Source organism: Tardiphaga sp. 709 (genome assembly GCF_032401055.1).
Classification (GTDB): domain Bacteria; phylum Pseudomonadota; class Alphaproteobacteria; order Rhizobiales; family Xanthobacteraceae; genus Tardiphaga.
The window spans coordinates 4,275,653-4,291,536 of the sequence record NZ_CP135529.1; the positions used below are offsets into that span (position 1 = coordinate 4,275,653).

Below are 15,884 nucleotides of genomic sequence, written 5' to 3' on the forward strand. Positions count from 1 at the left end.
GATCAATCCACCGCGATCATGACGTCGGAGGCTTTCACCACGACGATGCATTTGCCGCCGGCCTTGAGCGCCAGATCGTCAACGGCTTCGTTGGTGATCGACGAGGTCACGACCTGGCCGCCGCCAATGTCGACGCGGACATGGGATGTGGTCGCGCCCTTGGTGACTTCGAGGACAGTACCTTTGATCTGGTTGCGTGCACTGATGCGCATGTTGGATCTCGCAGGATTGTGCCGGGCAGCTACAGCCACGGCTGATACGACAGGGAGTTCGGGAGGGGCGCCCATTGTTGATCGTCGGCTTACGGCACAACGATGGCGTGTTCTAACCCGGTTTCACGACAATGCGATAGCCAGTCGGCCGATCACGGTGCCGTCAGAACCTGTCGGCACGCGGCCGGCATTTCTGCCAGCGTCATGGGCGGCTTCGGCTTGGGCGGAACCGGCGGCGGTTTGGGGTGCAGCACGGCATCGCTGAACCAGTAAGCGAGGTCACCGGCGCTGCAGCCTTCGCTTTCGTTTGGCGGTGGCTGGGCTTCGCATTCGGTACTGCCCACCGGGCATTTGATGCGGACATGGAAATGATAATCGTGGCCGTACATCGGCCGCACCTTCGACAGCCAGCTGCGGTCGCCCTTGGCTTCACGGCACAGCGCCTTCTTGATGGCGGCGTTGACGAAGATGCGCTCCACGCTGGGCTCCATCGCCGCGGCGCGGATCACCGGCAGATGGGTCGGTGTCCAGGTGGTCGGATCGATGTCGAGCCGGTCGTGCCGCACCATCATCACCGCCGACATCTCCTCGCGCTCGTTACGTGAGAGTTGGCGGTTCGGCATCGGCGTCAGCCAGATATCGGCATCAAGCCCGACCTGATGACTGGCATGACCTGTGATCATCGGCCCGCCGCGGGGCTGAGACATGTCGCCGACGAGGATGCCTGGCCAGCCAGCATTCTTGTTGGCCTTAGCCGACAGCCGCTCCAGCAGCTCGACCAGTTGGGGATGCGCCCAGTTGCGATTGCGCGACAGCCGCATCACCTGCCAGGTCGGTCCGTTGATCGGCAGGGCTTCGGCGCCTGCGATGCAGCCCTTGGCGTAGAAGCCGACCACGCGCACCGGCGATTTCGTTGGCAGTACCTTGCGGCCAAACAATTCCTTGGCGCCGATGGTCGGGTCGTTCGGATTGGTTAGCGGCGGCAGCGGTTTTGGATCGACGCTGCCTATGGTTTGCGCCAACGCCAGCGACGTTGAAGCAATGACGGCCGGCAGGGATATGAGGCTGAGAATCAGACGAAGGCTCATCTTGCGACTATAGCTGAAGCTGTCGATGAGGTGAGTGACCTGCGGGACGCGTGATTTTAACGCGCGGATAACCATGTCTGACGCTGGCGCTTTTTTTTGCGTCTGGGTTTGCCAGTCCTACTGTTGCCACCAGTTCAGTCGTTTTATCAGCATTTCGAGCCGCTTGCGGCTCTCACTTGGCGGGGATGATCGCGCGTGACCCGCTGCTGTCCAGACATGAGTAACCATAGGTCCACGGCTTTTGCCTGTTGTGAAGGCACGGGATGTGTACAGGCGCGCAATTCTGACGGTAATCGGTTGCTATGAACGGGCATTGATACCGTTTTTTCAGACACTTCTTGCACAGATTGTCACACGCGCGTTGCGAGTGGATCATTGATGCCGAAGTTCCGGCCCGAAGCGAAAAAGAAAGCGAAAGCCGGACTGGCGTCTCGGATCACCCGGCCGAGCCGGGCGATGGCGGCTGAGCCGAAATTGGCGCCCAAAAAGGGTCTTGTCAGCGGTCCCATCCGCGAGATCGTGCGCCAGCGTGCCCAGGCCGAGGCGGCGATCGCGGAAGCCCGCAAATCTCATGAGCGTCTGCGCGAGGCGATCGACATCCTGCCGCAAGGCATCGTGTTTCTCGATTCCGATGGGCGCTACATCCTCTGGAACAAGAAGTACGCGGAAATCTACAACCGCAGCTCGGATCAGTTCGTGCCCGGCGCGCGTTTGCAGGACACGATCCGCGTCGGTGTCGAGCGCGGCGACTATCCTGAAGCCATCGGTCGCGAGGACGAATGGATCGCGGAACGCGTCGCCAAACTGTTCCATCCAGGTGAACGTCACGAACAGGTTCTGGCCGACGGCCGCGTCGTTCTGATCGAAGAGCGGCTCACCGAAGACGGCGGTGTCGTTGGTCTGCGCGTCGACATCACCGAGCTGAAACAGCGCGAGGCGTCGTTCCGCCTGCTGTTCGAGAGCAATCCGGTGCCGATGATCGTGTGCGCACTCGATGACGAACGCATCCTCAGCGTCAACGACGCCGCGATCGAGCATTACGGTTACACGCGTCCGGAGTTCGAGAAGCTCACCATCCGCCAGTTGCAGGCCTTCGAGGCCGCCCCGCCATGGGTCGGCGATCATGCCAATGACGAGCAGGCCGCGCGGACCTGGAAACACGTCAAGGCCGACGGCTCGCTGATTGATCTGGCGATCTATTCGCGGCACCTCGTCTACAACGAGGAGCCAGCCGTGATGCTGGCGCTGATGGATATCACGGAGCGCAAGCGTGCCGAGATGCGGCTGGCTTTCATGTCGCATCATGATGGCCTCACCGGCCTGCCAAATCGCAACCTGCTGCGTCAGCGTCTCGACGAGGTCCTCGCACATACGCGGCGCACCGGCGAGAAGGTCGCGGTGCTGTTTCTCGGCCTCGACAACTTCAAGGGCGTCAACGACACGCTCGGCCATGGTATCGGCGACAAGCTGTTGCGCGGCGTGGCGCGGCGGCTGCGGTCGTCGTTGCGTGAGGAAGATGCGCTGGCGCGGCTGAACTCCGACGAATTCGCCATTATCCAGACCGGCATCAATCGTCCCGAGGATGTGGTGCTGCTGGCGCGGCGGCTGCTCGACGCCGTCGGTGAAACCTATCTGCTCGACGGTCATTCGGTGGTCATCGGCGCCAGCATCGGCATCGCGATGGCGCCGAGCGACGGCGACGAATCCGAGCGGTTGCTCAAGAACGCCGACATGGCGTTGTCGCGCGCCAAGAACGACTCGCGCGGCACCTTCAGCTTCTTCGAGTCCGGCATGGACGCTCGCGCGCAAGCGCGGCGCAAGATCGAAATCGATCTGCGTGCTGCGATTCAGGACGATCAATTGCGGCCATTCTACCAGCCGCTGATCGATCTTAAGACCGGCCGCATCACCGGCTGCGAGGCGCTGGTGCGCTGGCCGCATGCGGAGCGCGGCATGATTTCGCCGGCGGATTTCATCCCGGTCGCAGAAGATACCGGCCTGATCAATGCGCTCGGCACGCAGATACTGCGCCGTGCCTGCAACGAGGCTGCGCGCTGGCCCGATGAAGTGCGCGTCGCAGTCAATCTGTCGCCGCTGCAGTTCCGCGTCGGCAATCTGCTCTCGGTGGTGATGGATGCGCTGAAGCATTCCGGATTGCCGCCACGGCGGCTTGAACTGGAGATCACCGAGACGCTGCTGCTGGAAAAGAGCAATCAGGTACTGGCGACCCTGCACGCGTTGCGCGCGCTCGGCGTTCGCATATCCATGGATGATTTCGGCACCGGCTATTCGTCGCTGAGCTATCTCAGAAGCTTTCCGTTCGACAAGATCAAGATCGACCAGTCCTTCGTGCGCGATCTCGGCTCCAATCGTGATGCGCAGGCGATTGTGCGCTCGATCATCAGCCTCGGCATGGGCCTCGGTGTCACCATCACGGCGGAAGGCGTCGAGACCGAATCCGAACTCGCCTGCCTGCGCAGCGAAGGCTGCCATGAAGGGCAGGGCTTCCTCTTCAGCCGCGCGCGACCGAACGAGGAGATCATCGAGCTGCTGCGCGCTCAGGCCATTGCTGCGCCGGACGCGGAACTGTCCGTCCGCGCGCAGGTCGCATAAGGCACGCGCCGGTCTCCGCTTCGGCGAGGGTGCGGACAACCCTTCATCCCGTTTCCCATTGCGAGAATGGAGCGCCGGGAGGCGCCAGGGGTTTGCGAGACCCCTTGAGGCTGGCCTTGCGAGGGCCGGCCCGCACGTCAGCACCGGCGGGATTGCGAATCCCGCAGGAGAGACGCACGCGTTACGACATCGGTGGGGGTGCGAAGCCCGCCGAGCGAACGCTGCGCCTCCCGGCGCTCCACCAGCAACTGCCCGGATGACCGGGGCCGCCGCTGCAGTCTGATCGATGCTGTGTGTCATGAGCACGCAGCAATCGATCAGGCTTCAGCGACAGTAATCCAATATAGGATTAAAGTCAATGGATAGTTTGAAGCTCTGCAGGGAGCGATCCAGGCAACGGGCTCATTCGGCCACCAAACGTCGGCTCTCCGCCCAGAGGCAAATATCGGCGACGTCCGCGTGCGATGGCGACACTCAGTCGAGGCCCACCCTGCCGGGTGCCCAATAGGCCTTGGTCGTGATGCGTGGAGTTGTGACATCCAGCTGTTTGAGGCTCTGTCGCAGCCGTTGCACGGTCGCGGCCTTTCCGGCGAACACGAACGATGCCCCGGCAGCCACGAGCGATGGAAGGGCTGCCGCCATCTGCTCGACATGCGCATCGTCCGTACGTTTCTCGAACAGAGCGACGCCCGAAAGATCAAGATGCTTCAGCACGTGCTTGCCGGCTTCTGTGTCGTCGAGTTCGAAATGAAGCGCGGCGGATCGGGTGGGATACCGACCGGATAGCGCATAGCCGAGGCCGATCGATGTTTCGTCGCCAAACACAGCGAGCGGTCCCGATGCAGGATGCGGGTCGATCGAACTCCGCGGGCCAAAGACGTCGCATTCGTGGCCGGGCTTGACGTCCCGAGCCCAGGCGCTCCCGGGACCTTCGCCGTGTACGTAACAAAGAATGCGGGTCCGTCCGGTCAACGCGTCCCATTCGATCGGCGTATAGGTCCGTGTGACGAATGGGGCGGCCATCGCGATCTGCACCTTCTGGCCAGGCGCCCAGGACACGCCTTGAAGCGCTGGACCTTCAAGTGTGATCAGGTGAAACCGTTCGGCGATCGGTCTGCATGCGGAGATGGTCGCGCGTCGCATGAGCATACGGCGCAGCACACCATCGAGACGTCCCTTAACGCTCTCCGCCGGCATCAGGCGACCCGCACGGTGAATTCGTTGCCGCGACCTTCGTCGACGGCAAGCGGCTGGGACAGATAGCCGTTGGCGGAATTGCGGACGTAGTCGAGATAATCCTGCGCGAACGCATTCTCCCCGAGGATCGCGGCTCCGGACGCCAAGCGCGGCTCGATCAGCTTGAGCACCGGCAGGTAAAGCGAGAATGCGCCGTCGATCAGCAGGACATCCACCTCGCCGCCGACCTCTTTGAGCGTCTCCAGCGCATCGCCTTCGCGGATCTCCGCCAGATCGGCGAGGCCCGCCGCGTCAAGGTTGGCCCGCGCCCTTGCCACCTTCGTGGGCTCAAGCTCGGAGCCGATCAGCTTTCCGCCGCCGTTGTCGCGAAGTGCAGCCGCGAGGTAGATCGTCGAGATCCCCATCGACGTACCGAACTCGACGATCCGGGTCGCCCGCCGGGCGCGAGCGATGGCGTAGAGGAAGCGGCCATAGGCAGATGAAATGGCCAGGAAATGATCGGCGTGACCGCGATACGTCGTTCGGTAGTCCGCCCGTTCCTCAGCAATCAGCTTGCCGACCGCATCTTCCACCGTCTCGCCCGATGCCTCGAACCGCGCCATCATCCTGGCCATGAAGTCGCAATCCGTCGCATCGGCGTCGGCATGGAGTTGGTCGAGGGTTTCTGAAACCCGCACGCTGTCCAGTGAAGTCATGAGTGCCTCTTTCGGTGGTCGTCGCGGCCGGGTCGGCCTCGACCGGTCCGTGCGGGATAGAGCGCGGCGGCTCTGGCGTCATTACCAAGTCTGGACAAGTTCTTATCCATTCGCGCCAAACGCATGCTAGGTCGAACCATGCCCATTCTCACAGACAGCTCCGTTGCGTCCGACTGGATCGAGCCCGACGACGTTGCGCGCCCGGTGGTCACCTATGGCGTGGCGTCGAACAAGGTCGGCACGATCGAGCTCGACATGCACTGCCATGCCAAGGGTCAGATCATGCTCGTGCAGCGCGGTGCACTGAGCTGCCGGGTCGAAGGCGGATTGTGGATCGTACCTCCGCGCAGCGCGGTCTGGATACCAAGTGGCGCGCTCCACGCCATCAAGGCGACGGGCTCGCTCGAAGGCTACAGCGCGTTCGTCGCGGCCGACATCGACTCGCGCCTGCCGCAACGCTGCTGCTCGGTTTCCGTGACGCCGCTGCTGCGCGAATTGCTGTTCCGTGCCGCCAGCCTGCCGCTGTTCTACGACGAGGACGGTGCGAATTCACGGTTGATGGCGGTGCTGCTCGACGAGCTCGCGGCTGCCACGGTCGAAGACTTGCATCTGCCGATGCCGGCCGACCCGCGGCTGCGCGCCTTGGTTGACCTGATGATGGCCGCTCCGGCGGAGCGCAGCTCGCTCGAGGGCTGGGCGAGGCGAGCGGGCCTGAGCGAGCGGACGCTTGTGCGGCTGATCGGCCGCGAGACGGGAATGAGCTTCGGACGTTGGCGCCAGCAACTTGGCGTCATGTTGGCTGTACAATGGCTGGCCGGCGGCGCTTCGATTCAACAGGTGGCTGCCGACCTCGGCTATGAGAGCGTACCGAGCTTCGTGACGATGTTCCGCAAGACGCTCGGCACCTCACCGGGCAGGTACATGGCGGAGCGATATTCCGGCCGAGGTGCGACAGCGAGATAATCAAGAGAAGGTTCCGCGCCGGCACGCTGATATTGCCTCGTCTGTGCCCCTCTGCACGCGGAAGATTCCCTAGTTGGAAATCTTCGCTTTCGAGCGCTTCACGATGTTTTCCATCCGCGCAGAATCCTTGGCGATAGCCGCTCCGAACTGATCGGGCTTGTCCGCGATCACGGTCAAACCAAGGCCTTCCAGGCGAGCCGAAACGGTTGAATCTCGCAAAGCCTCCACGATCGATGTGTTGAGCTTCTCGATCACGTCCTTGGGGGTCGCCGATGGAGCGACAAAACCGTACCAGTTGCCTGCGAGGAGATCGGGATAGCCTGCCTGCGGTGACGTCGGCACATTGGGCAACTGCTTGCTTGGTTCAGCGGCGGTCACGACGATGGGCTTCAATGCTCCGCTTTGCACCTGCTGGACCGTATTCGACAGGTTGTCGCACATCATGGATACCTGACCACCGATGACGTCCTGAAGTGCCGGAGCCGCGCCCTGATACGGGATGTGGACGGCATCGATGCCTTCGAGCACCTTCAGTGTCTCGCCGCACAGATGGCTCGTGCTGCCGATACCTGCTGACGCAAATGTCAGCTTGCCCGGCTCGGCCTTGGCCAGCGCCACCAGTTCCTTCAGCGAGTTCGCCTTGACCGACGGATTGACGACCAGGATGTTCGGCGTCGAGGCGCCATTGGTGATGGGCGCGAAATCCTTTTCGGAATTATAGGCGGGCTTTTCATAGATCCACGGATTGATCGCCATCATGCCGGTTGTCGCGAGCAGAATCGTATAGCCATCCGCTGGCGAAGCGGCGACGCGAGCCGCCCCGATCGAGCCGTTGGCGCCGCCGCGGTTCTCGATGATCACGGTGACGCCGAGCGACTTCGACATCAGCGGAGCCACCAGTCGTGGAATCGCGTCCGCCGTGCTTCCAGCCGGATAAGGGACCACGATTGTGATCATTTTTTCCGGAAAGCCGGCCGCTGCCGCGCCGGGCACGCCCAAGGCGACAGGCGCTACCAGCGCCGCCAAAAGAAACGTCGTCCACTTCATCCGTAAATCCTTGCTTGGCATTCTGAAACTCCTGCATGACATCTTGGGAACCATGGTGTTGGCTCCTCCAGGCTTACTGGCGCTTCCACTGCCGCGGTTCTTATCCAGCCGAGTGACCGGTTGCCGTCGACATCGTCTCAGAGAGAGTTGCTGATCACCCCGGGCGGTGCTCAGCCACATGCAACGCACCGGCCCGCTCAAGCGAGTCGAGCATCGCGATCCGGCGCAATAGCGCTCGTGCCTTTTCCGGATCGGCGGCTGCTGCGCGAATGTCGTCGCGGAAACGCGCGCGATCGGCTTCGTCTTTCGCTTCGAGGTTTTTCTTGTTGCGGATGGTGTCGCCCTGAATAGCCTGCATCGTGACCGTGCGGCGCTGCAGATCGTAATCGGCGAGAATGCGCTCATCGGCCGTACCATTGATGACCGGACCCAGCTTCGCGGTCAGGTTCAAGGCATCATGAATGCCGCCATTCATGCCCATGCCGCCGAGGGGATTGTTGATATGAGCGGCGTCACCGGCCAGAAACGTGCGGCCTTTCTGGAAATTCGCGGCGACGCGCTGGTGCACACGATAGAGCGTCGTATGGAGGATGGGGGCGTCCAGCTCTGCGGGAACGATCCGCCGGATCGACTCCGTCACATAGGCTTCGGACAGTGCTTCCTCATCGGATGTTTCCGCGGCCACCGGCATCATTACGCGCCATGCGCCGAGGATACGCAGAAGGAAGTACCAGCGTTCGGGATCGGCGACATAGCTGACCGACGAGACGCCCGGGCGAAGCGCGGTGAAATCGACCGGTGTCGTCATCACGAGGAAGCGCTCGGGCCAGGTGAAACCCTCGAATTCCATGTCCTGGCTGCGGCGAACGATGCTGTTCGCGCCATCGGCGCCGATCAGCCAGGCGCATTCATGTGTCGTGTCGTGGCCGTTGGCCGTGACCACCACCTTGACGGCATCGCTGGTCTGCTCGACCGATTTGACCTCGCTGCCGAAGGCGATCGAGAACAATGGATTGCCGGACAGGGCGTCCAGAATGATGCGCGTGAGCTTGAACTGTTCGGCCTGCAGGCGGAACGGATGCCGCACCAGATCGGAAATCGCCGCGAAATCGAATGTGCCGAGCACACCGTCCTCGGACGAGCTGTACTGCACCGTCGGCGCTTTCAGTCCCTGTGCAATCAACGTGCTGGCGAAACCGAGATCGTCGAGCATGTCCAGTGTGGGCGGATGGAATGTCGATGCGCGCGACTCGCTGCTCAGCGCGTCGTTCTTCTCGAGCACCAGAACCGGAATGTTCTGTCGCACCAGATCTGCGGCAGCCACCATGCCGACCGGCCCTGCACCAGCGATGATGACGGGAAGCTTCGCATTACTCATTCTATCAAGACCTCTTGCGGGGATTTCAGGGAGCATCGGCGCTGATCGGCTGCCCCCGAAAGGGGCTGCCGTCATCGTCTCTCGCTCTCAGGCGGGATCGTAGTAGTGCATTTCGAGAAGCAGGCAGCCGCCCTCGGATTTGAACGGACCATGCCAGGCACCTGGCGGTCTGACGGCGTAGGTGTAGCCAGCGAACGGCGTGCCGCCTTGCCCGTTCTCGTCGTTGCCAACGATCAGGTCGCCGGAGACGAGAAAGACTTCTTCCCAGTGGTCGTGAACGATCTGCTGTTTGGTGAAGAGACCCGGAGGGAACTTCAGCAGGCGCGTCCGGCTGCCGCGCTTGTTCGCGGTATCGAGCGATCCGGACAGGATCTTCTCCAGCGCGCCCGAGGCGGGATCGTAGCCCTCGGGCAATTGCCAGCCGCTCTCCATGTCGAGCGTATGGAATTCATCGTGCAATTTGTTGACGGCCACTGATGTGCTCCTTGAAGTTGTTGACCGAAGCGCCTGCACGGGGCACCGCGCTGCAGTCTGCATGTCTTGAGGTGCTGCCCACCACGACTTTTGTCATCTGCGGGGAGATTGTTGCCTTGTGCTTAGGCGTGCAAACAATTTAATCTGCGGACATCTTGCGTTTTTGGAATGAACTATGCGCCGCAGAATACCGAGCCTCGGCGCGCTGATGGCGTTCAGCGCGGCTGCCAAGCACCTCAGCGTCACGCGCGCCGCCAGCGAACTCGCGCTGACCGAAAGCGCGGTGTCGCGCCAGATTGCGCAGCTGGAGACGCAGCTCGGCGTGAAGCTCTTTCATCGCATCAAGAAGCGGATCACGTTAACGCGGGCAGGGGCGGCCTACAGCACCCGCGTGGCGCAGACGATCGAGCGGATCGAGCGCGATGCGCTCGAGATCATGGGCTATGAGGCCGACGGCATGGTTCTGGACGTCGCGGCGCTGCCCACCGTCGGCGCCCAATGGCTCATTCCGCGCCTGCCGGACTTCTATGCGCGCCATCCGGGCGTCGCCGTCAATATCAGTGCGCGCAACACGCGCTTCTTCTTCAGCGAAACCGCGCTCGATGGCGCGCTGTACTTCGGCGAGTCGGACTGGCCCGGCACGCAGGCGGACTATCTGTTCGACGAAATTCTGCTGCCGGTCGGATCTCCGGCGCTAATCGGCAGGCGCGGCGAATTGCCGCCGGGCGAGGTCGCCGAACTGCGGCTTCTGCATCTGGTCACACGCGCCGATGCATGGCGTCGGTGGTTCGATGCCGCGGAGCTTGGCGGCACGAATGTGATCCGCGGGCCGCGTTTCGATATCCAGTCCACGCTGATCAGTGCGGCAAGCTCCGGTCTTGGCGTCGCTCTGCTTCCCGAATTCCTGATCTCCGATCAACTCAGATCGGGCAAGCTGAAGGTGTTGTCGAGCCTGACGCTGAAAAGCGTCGGTTCGTACTATTTCGCCTGTCCGGAGGAGAAAGCCGGGAATCCTGCAAGCATTCCGGGCATGGTTGCTGTCGCAAGCCCAGGCGTCAGCGCATTCCGGTTCCTCGCCAGGAGCTTTGCCAAAAGAGACTGGTCGCCTCGCGGATCGACGCAGCACAACGACCGAAGGCGGCAAAGGATGATGATCGCGGGCTCTACCGTGCGCGATCGTTGAGAGCCCGGTCGCAGGCCTCCGGTCTGAACGGCGGCGTCTACGGGCAGCACGTGTTTTTGGACGATACCGGCGCGCAGCATGCGCTGGCTTTGTTCTGCGCCTCCAGCCAGCGGTCGCGCGGCTTGCAACTCGCCGGACGCGGGGCAAGCGCCACCGTGAGATTGTCGCCCTCCAAGCGCGGTGTATCCGCGCAGTGTAGTTGCATCGGCGCGACGCCATCGCTCACTTCGAAGGTCAGTCGCGCATTGGCATCGAGAGCGACATGGTCGGAGACTTTCCGGATGATGGCCGCGAACTTTCCGGCGGTCATATGGGTCCGGTCGCTTTCGACGATATCCCACAACTGCACGAAGATCTCCGACCACGCTTCGGGATTGCCGCCGCAATCAAGCGCGGAAAAGGCGCCCGCCTTGACTTCGGTGACGTGGTAGCCCGGCCGAATGCTGTGTCCGCCATAGGTGAACACCAAAGGCAATGCCGGTGCCGCGTCGCAGGCGGTGAGGAGCGCTCCGATGCTGATGTCGTCGGTGGTGATCTGTGGCGAAGGCGGAATTTCCGGCTTGGCAAGGTCCAGCATCGATGTTACTCCATGATTCGATATTTTTAGGATTATTGAAATATGGAAGAACGTCAAGCCCTGTCGGCTTTCGCAGCTCTGTCCCAGGAGACACGGCTTCGCATCGTGCGCCTGCTCGTGCAGGCCGGTCCTGTCGGGATGCCGGCCGGCGCTGTCGCGGAGGCTGCAGGCGTGTCGGCCTCGAATGTGTCCTTCCATCTGAAGGAGCTGACCCAGGCCGGCCTTGCCAGCGCGAAGCGGGAGGCCCGCTCGATTGTCTACACCGCCGATTACGACGCGCTGTCGGGCCTCATCCAGTTCCTGATGCGGGATTGCTGCGCGGGTCATCCCGACATCTGTATGCCGGCCACGGCGTCCGCATGCACGTCGGATGGCAAGGAGCTGTCACGTGCCTGATAGCGTCGACGTCATCATCTATCACAACCCGGATTGCGGCACCTCGCGCAACACGCTGGCGATGATTCGTAATGCCGGCATCGAGCCGCACGTCATCGAGTATCTGAAAACCCCTCCGTCGCGGGTCATGATCGTTCAATTGCTCGCGCGCGCCGGCATGTCGGTGCGCGACGTCCTGCGCGAGAAGGGAACGCCCTATGCCGAGCTGGGCCTCTCCGGCACCAGTCTGACCGACGCGCAACTGCTCGACGCCATCGAAGCCCATCCGGTTCTGATGAACCGCCCGATCGTGGTCTCCGCGCTGGGCGTAAGACTCTGCCGGCCATCCGAAGCGGTTCTGGACATCATGCCCACTCCGCAGCTTGGAGCGTTCTCGAAAGAGGATGGCGACCGGGTCGTGGATGCGAGCGGTCAGCGGATCACAGGACAACGTCATGACCAGTGAGGCCATCGGCAGGCCGGTTTCCGTTCCGGTCATGGGCTTGTTCGAGCGCTATCTCACGATCTGGGTGGGCCTGTGCATCGTCGTCGGCATTCTGCTGGGCCGATGGGTGCCGGCCGTTTTCCATGCGCTCGGCGCGGCGGAGATTGCACAGGTCAATCTGCCGGTGGCTGTTCTCGTCTGGCTGATGATCATTCCCATGCTGCTCAAGGTGGACCTCGGAGCGCTCGGTCACGTTGGCGCGCACTGGCGCGGCATCGCCGCGACCGTCGGGATCAACTGGCTGGTGAAGCCGTTCTCGATGGCGCTGCTCGCCTGGCTGTTCATCGGCCATCTGTTCAGGCCGTATCTGCCCGCGGACCAGATCGATAGCTATACGGCTGGTCTGATTTTGCTTGCTGCGGCGCCTTGTACGGCGATGGTGTTTGTCTGGTCGAATCTGGTCGATGGCGAGCCGAACTTCACGCTCGGACAGGTCGCGCTCAACGACGCCATCATGGTGGTCGCCTTCGCGCCGATCGTCGGCCTTCTGCTCGGACTGTCATCCATCACCGTGCCTTGGGGGACGTTGCTGTTGTCCGTTCTGCTGTACATCATCGTACCCGTGGCGATCGCGCAGCTCTGGCGGCGCGCATTGCTGGGGAGGGGAGGTGAGGCGGCGCTATCGCAGGCGCTGTCGCTACTCGGTCCGGTATCGCTGGTCGCGCTCCTGCTGACCCTGGTGCTGTTGTTTGGTCTGCAAGGAGAACAGATCACACGGCAGCCGATGGTTATTGCACTGCTCGCCGTCCCTATCCTGATCCAGGTCTATTTCAATGCCGGTCTCGCCTACTGGCTCAACCGCCGCCTTGGTGTCGCCTGGTGTGTGGCCGGCCCTTCCGCCCTGATCGGCGCATCGAATTTCTTCGAGCTCGCGGTGGCCGCCGCGATCGCGCTGTTCGGTTTCCAATCGGGCGCGGCACTGGCAACGGTCGTCGGCGTTCTGATCGAGGTGCCGGTGATGCTCTCCGTGGTTCACATCGTGAAGGCGACACGGGGCTGGTACGAGCGGGGAGCAGTGAACTGAGGTGGCAGTCGTTCGTTGGCAAGTCGTATCCGCGCTCGGTACGACGCAGACACTGGCATGGGCTTCCAGCTACTACGTCCCGGCGGTGTTCGCGGATCCCATTTGCGACGACCTGCATCTGTCCAGGACGTGGTTCTTCGCCATGTTCTCCGTGGCGCTGCTGGTGTCGGGTTTGCTCGGCCCGCTCGCCGGCCGCATGATCGACCGCAGCGGTGGCCGGGACGTCCTTGTCGCCACCAATCTGATGTTTGCGGCGGGGCTGGCCTTGCTTGCAGTCGCAACGGGACCGATCTCGCTGGCCCTGGCCTGGCTGGTCATCGGCGCCGGCATGGGTTTCGGCCTGTATGAGGCTGCGTTTGCGACGGTTGCGGGATTGTGGGGGCGACAGGCCCGCAGTGCGATCACCGGCATCACCCTGTTCGCCGGTTTTGCGAGCACCATCGGCTGGCCGCTCAGTGCTGCGATGATCGATGCCTTCGGCTGGCGCGGCGCCTGCTTCGCATGGGCCGCGTTGCACATCGTCATCGGTCTGCCGCTCAACCGCTTTCTCGTTCCGAAGGCGCCGCCGCATGCGCATCTGGATGAGCCTGCCGTCCCGACATCAGGCATTCCATGGGCGATGATCGTTCTGGCGGGCGTCTTCGGTGCGACCTGGTTTGTCACCACCGCCTTTGCCGCGCATATGCCGCGCCTGCTGGAAGCGCTCGGGGCCACGCCGGCCCAGGCCGTGCTCGCCGGGGCTTTGATGGGGCCTGCGCAAGTCGCGGCCCGGATCGGAGAATTCGGTCTGCTACGACATGCGTCGGCGATGATATCCGCGCGCCTGGCCGCGGGCCTGCATCCCGTCGGCGCCGGATTGCTGATCCTGTTCGGAGCGCCCGTGGCGCTTCCATTCGCCCTTCTGCACGGTGCCGGAAATGGCCTGTTCACGATCGCGCGCGGAACGCTTCCGTTGGCCATGTTCGGCGCCGTCGGATACGGCATGCGAACCGGCTGGCTGGCCGCGCCGGCGCGCATCCTGCAGGGTGCAGCGCCGCTGCTGTTCGGCCTTGTGCTGGATCACGGTGGCCCGCGCGTCGCGCTGGCGCTCACAGGCGGGCTGACGTCGCTCGCGTTTCTGGCGCTGTTTTGGCTAAGGACCCCGGCTGCGAAGCCGGCAACGAGTGCCATTGTCTAAATGCGATGAAAACTAGCGTGCCACCCGGCCAGACGTGCAATTGCGCGCCAGGCCGGGCGACGGCCTTTGTTGCTGATGCGAAAGACCCTCAGTCCTTCTTCACATACTGGCAGCCGCCGTCCTTCATCGGACGGAACACCTGATCGCCGGGGACTTCCGCGAGCACCTTGTAGTAATCCCACGGCGCCTTGGATTCTTCCGGCTTCTTGACCTCGAGCAGGAACATGCTGTGCACCATGCGGCCATCCTCGCGCAGGACGCCGTTATCGGTGAAGGCGTCGCGCACCGGCATCTCGCGCATCTTCGCCAGCACCGGCTTGGTGGCACGGGTACCTGCGGCCTGCACGGATTTGAGATAATGCAGCGTGGCGCTGTAGGTCGCCGCCTGGTTCATGGTCGGCATCCGCTTCATCTTGTCGAAGAACTTCTTGCCGAAGGCGCGGGTGCGATCGTTGAGATCCCAGTAATAGGCCTCGGTGATGATCAACCCCTGCGCCATCTTCAGGCCGAGCGAGTGGATGTCGGAGATGAACATCACGATGCCCGCGAGCTTCTGGCCGCCCGCGACGATGCCGAATTCCGACGCCTGCTTGATGGTGTTGATGGTGTCGCCACCGCCATTGGCCATGCCGATGATCTTGGCCTTGGACGATTGCGCCTGCAGCAGGAAGGACGAGAAGTCCGCCGTGTTCAGCGGATGCTTGGAGCTGCCGACCACCTTGCCGCCCGCGGCGCGCACCACGTCGCCGGTGTCACGTTCGATGGAATGGCCGAACAGATAGTCCGCTGTGATGAAATACCAGGAATCGCCACCCTGCTTGACGATGGCGCTGCCGACTGTGTGAGCGTTGCCATAGGTGTCGTAGGTCCAGTGCGCGGTATAGGGCGAGCACGACTTGCCAGTGATGTCCGACGACGCAGCGTCGGTGACGATCATGATCTTCTCGAACTGCTTCGACATTTCCATGCCGGCCAGCGCGGTGGCCGATGTCGGCATGTCGATGATCATGTCGACATTCTCGGCCTCGTACCACTTGCGCGAGATCGTGGCGGCGACGTCGGCCTTGTTCAGCGCATCTGCGGTGACCAGCTCGATCGGCTTGTCGAACATCTTGCCGCCGAATTCCTCGATGGCGATCTTGGCCGCCTCGACATTGCCCTGGCCGCCGATGTCGGCATAGACCGAGGCGAAGTCGGCGAGCACGCCGATCTTGAGCGGAAGCGTGTTGGCCTGCTGGGCCAGTGCGGAAGCGCCGAAAAGCAGCGAAACAGCAAACGTCGTAGCCGCAACCGTGCGGTGCGCGATCATTCAATCCTCCCCAAATTTTCATACGCGCCGTTTTCGGCGTCGTGGGACGCAGCATGAGGGGAGGCGA

The 15,884-nt window shown here is 62.8% G+C and carries 16 protein-coding genes; 7 read left to right on the forward strand and 9 right to left on the reverse strand.

Features of this window, described 5'->3' with window-relative positions; all coding sequences use genetic code 11:
* Window positions 1-2: 2 nt before the first annotated feature.
* Window positions 3-212, reverse strand: a complete 210-nt coding sequence (locus tag RSO67_RS20785) for a molybdopterin-binding protein (RefSeq protein WP_089262895.1) — start codon at window positions 210-212, stop codon at window positions 3-5.
* A 152-nt stretch (window positions 213-364) separates the two neighbouring features.
* Window positions 365-1,300 (reverse strand): penicillin-insensitive murein endopeptidase, encoded by a 936-nt coding sequence (mepA, locus tag RSO67_RS20790; protein ID WP_315840394.1) that lies wholly within the window; start codon window positions 1,298-1,300, stop codon window positions 365-367.
* A 378-nt stretch (window positions 1,301-1,678) separates the two neighbouring features.
* On the opposite strand from mepA, the gene RSO67_RS20795 reads away from it, so the two are divergent.
* The gene (locus tag RSO67_RS20795) at window positions 1,679-3,913 is read left to right on the forward strand and encodes a putative bifunctional diguanylate cyclase/phosphodiesterase (RefSeq protein WP_315840395.1); all 2,235 of its coding nucleotides are present in this window, start codon (window positions 1,679-1,681) and stop codon (window positions 3,911-3,913) included.
* Between the two features lie 474 nt (window positions 3,914-4,387).
* On the opposite strand, the gene RSO67_RS20800 is transcribed toward RSO67_RS20795, so the two are convergent.
* The gene (locus RSO67_RS20800; protein WP_315840396.1) at window positions 4,388-4,936 is read right to left on the reverse strand and encodes a siderophore-interacting protein; all 549 of its coding nucleotides are present in this window, start codon (window positions 4,934-4,936) and stop codon (window positions 4,388-4,390) included.
* A 173-nt stretch (window positions 4,937-5,109) separates the two neighbouring features.
* Entirely contained in the window at window positions 5,110-5,805 is a 696-nt protein-coding gene (locus tag RSO67_RS20805) for an O-methyltransferase (RefSeq protein ID WP_315840397.1), read from the reverse strand.
* Between the two features lie 138 nt (window positions 5,806-5,943).
* Between RSO67_RS20805 and RSO67_RS20810 the strand changes: the two genes are divergently transcribed.
* A complete protein-coding gene (locus RSO67_RS20810; protein WP_315840398.1) occupies window positions 5,944-6,768 on the forward strand; it encodes a helix-turn-helix transcriptional regulator in 825 nt (274 codons plus the stop codon).
* Between the two features lie 69 nt (window positions 6,769-6,837).
* Here the strand turns inward: RSO67_RS20810 and RSO67_RS20815 are convergent, their stop codons facing one another.
* From RSO67_RS20815 to RSO67_RS20825, 3 genes are all read right to left on the reverse strand, one after another.
* Window positions 6,838-7,836 (reverse strand): tripartite tricarboxylate transporter substrate binding protein, encoded by a 999-nt coding sequence (locus tag RSO67_RS20815; protein WP_315840399.1) that lies wholly within the window; start codon window positions 7,834-7,836, stop codon window positions 6,838-6,840.
* Between the two features lie 133 nt (window positions 7,837-7,969).
* Window positions 7,970-9,193 carry an FAD-dependent oxidoreductase gene (locus RSO67_RS20820; protein ID WP_315840400.1) on the reverse strand — a complete coding sequence of 408 codons (1,224 nt, stop codon included), beginning with the start codon at window positions 9,191-9,193 and terminating at the stop codon, window positions 7,970-7,972.
* 87 nt (window positions 9,194-9,280) lie between these two features.
* Entirely contained in the window at window positions 9,281-9,667 is a 387-nt protein-coding gene (locus RSO67_RS20825) for a cupin (protein ID WP_115031494.1), read from the reverse strand.
* A 175-nt stretch (window positions 9,668-9,842) separates the two neighbouring features.
* Between RSO67_RS20825 and RSO67_RS20830 the strand changes: the two genes are divergently transcribed.
* Window positions 9,843-10,850: a LysR substrate-binding domain-containing protein gene (locus RSO67_RS20830; protein WP_315840401.1), complete on the forward strand. Its 1,008-nt coding sequence runs from the start codon at window positions 9,843-9,845 to the stop codon at window positions 10,848-10,850.
* Between the two features lie 37 nt (window positions 10,851-10,887).
* Here RSO67_RS20830 and RSO67_RS20835 read toward each other — a convergent pair whose 3' ends face one another.
* Window positions 10,888-11,427, reverse strand: coding sequence for a DUF6428 family protein (locus tag RSO67_RS20835; protein WP_315844317.1), 540 nt, complete (start codon window positions 11,425-11,427; stop codon window positions 10,888-10,890).
* 42 nt (window positions 11,428-11,469) lie between these two features.
* On the opposite strand from RSO67_RS20835, the gene RSO67_RS20840 reads away from it, so the two are divergent.
* The 4 genes from RSO67_RS20840 to RSO67_RS20855 all read left to right on the forward strand — a co-directional run bounded on the left by RSO67_RS20840 (window position 11,470) and on the right by RSO67_RS20855 (window position 14,508).
* Complete coding sequence (locus tag RSO67_RS20840; protein ID WP_315840402.1) at window positions 11,470-11,823, forward strand: metalloregulator ArsR/SmtB family transcription factor; 354 nt, start codon at window positions 11,470-11,472, stop codon at window positions 11,821-11,823.
* A gap of 61 nt (window positions 11,824-11,884) precedes the next feature.
* Entirely contained in the window at window positions 11,885-12,268 is a 384-nt protein-coding gene (locus RSO67_RS20845; RefSeq protein WP_410001904.1) for an ArsC/Spx/MgsR family protein, read from the forward strand.
* 31 nt (window positions 12,269-12,299) lie between these two features.
* Complete coding sequence (arsB, locus tag RSO67_RS20850) at window positions 12,300-13,331, forward strand: ACR3 family arsenite efflux transporter (RefSeq protein WP_315844318.1); 1,032 nt, start codon at window positions 12,300-12,302, stop codon at window positions 13,329-13,331.
* A gap of 1 nt (window position 13,332) precedes the next feature.
* On the forward strand, window positions 13,333-14,508 hold the full coding sequence (locus RSO67_RS20855; RefSeq protein WP_315840404.1) for an MFS transporter: 1,176 nt from the start codon (window positions 13,333-13,335) through the stop codon (window positions 14,506-14,508).
* An 88-nt stretch (window positions 14,509-14,596) separates the two neighbouring features.
* Here the strand turns inward: RSO67_RS20855 and RSO67_RS20860 are convergent, their stop codons facing one another.
* Entirely contained in the window at window positions 14,597-15,817 is a 1,221-nt protein-coding gene (locus RSO67_RS20860; RefSeq protein ID WP_315840405.1) for an ABC transporter substrate-binding protein, read from the reverse strand.
* Window positions 15,818-15,884 lie beyond the last annotated feature (67 nt).

Coding starts and splice junctions, on each gene's coding strand:
- RSO67_RS20785 (WP_089262895.1), bottom strand. CDS start 212: ATGCGCATCAGTGCACGCAACCAGATCAAAGGTACTGTCCTCGAAGTC.
- mepA (WP_315840394.1), bottom strand. CDS start 1,300: ATGAGCCTTCGTCTGATTCTCAGCCTCATATCCCTGCCGGCCGTCATT.
- RSO67_RS20795 (WP_315840395.1), top strand. CDS start 1,679: ATGCCGAAGTTCCGGCCCGAAGCGAAAAAGAAAGCGAAAGCCGGACTG.
- RSO67_RS20800 (WP_315840396.1), bottom strand. CDS start 4,936: ATGGCCGCCCCATTCGTCACACGGACCTATACGCCGATCGAATGGGAC.
- RSO67_RS20805 (WP_315840397.1), bottom strand. CDS start 5,805: ATGACTTCACTGGACAGCGTGCGGGTTTCAGAAACCCTCGACCAACTC.
- RSO67_RS20810 (WP_315840398.1), top strand. CDS start 5,944: ATGCCCATTCTCACAGACAGCTCCGTTGCGTCCGACTGGATCGAGCCC.
- RSO67_RS20815 (WP_315840399.1), bottom strand. CDS start 7,836: ATGCCAAGCAAGGATTTACGGATGAAGTGGACGACGTTTCTTTTGGCG.
- RSO67_RS20820 (WP_315840400.1), bottom strand. CDS start 9,193: ATGAGTAATGCGAAGCTTCCCGTCATCATCGCTGGTGCAGGGCCGGTC.
- RSO67_RS20830 (WP_315840401.1), top strand. CDS start 9,843: ATGCGCCGCAGAATACCGAGCCTCGGCGCGCTGATGGCGTTCAGCGCG.
- RSO67_RS20835 (WP_315844317.1), bottom strand. CDS start 11,427: ATGCTGGACCTTGCCAAGCCGGAAATTCCGCCTTCGCCACAGATCACC.
- RSO67_RS20840 (WP_315840402.1), top strand. CDS start 11,470: ATGGAAGAACGTCAAGCCCTGTCGGCTTTCGCAGCTCTGTCCCAGGAG.
- RSO67_RS20845 (WP_410001904.1), top strand. CDS start 11,885: ATGATTCGTAATGCCGGCATCGAGCCGCACGTCATCGAGTATCTGAAA.
- arsB (WP_315844318.1), top strand. CDS start 12,300: ATGGGCTTGTTCGAGCGCTATCTCACGATCTGGGTGGGCCTGTGCATC.
- RSO67_RS20860 (WP_315840405.1), bottom strand. CDS start 15,817: ATGATCGCGCACCGCACGGTTGCGGCTACGACGTTTGCTGTTTCGCTG.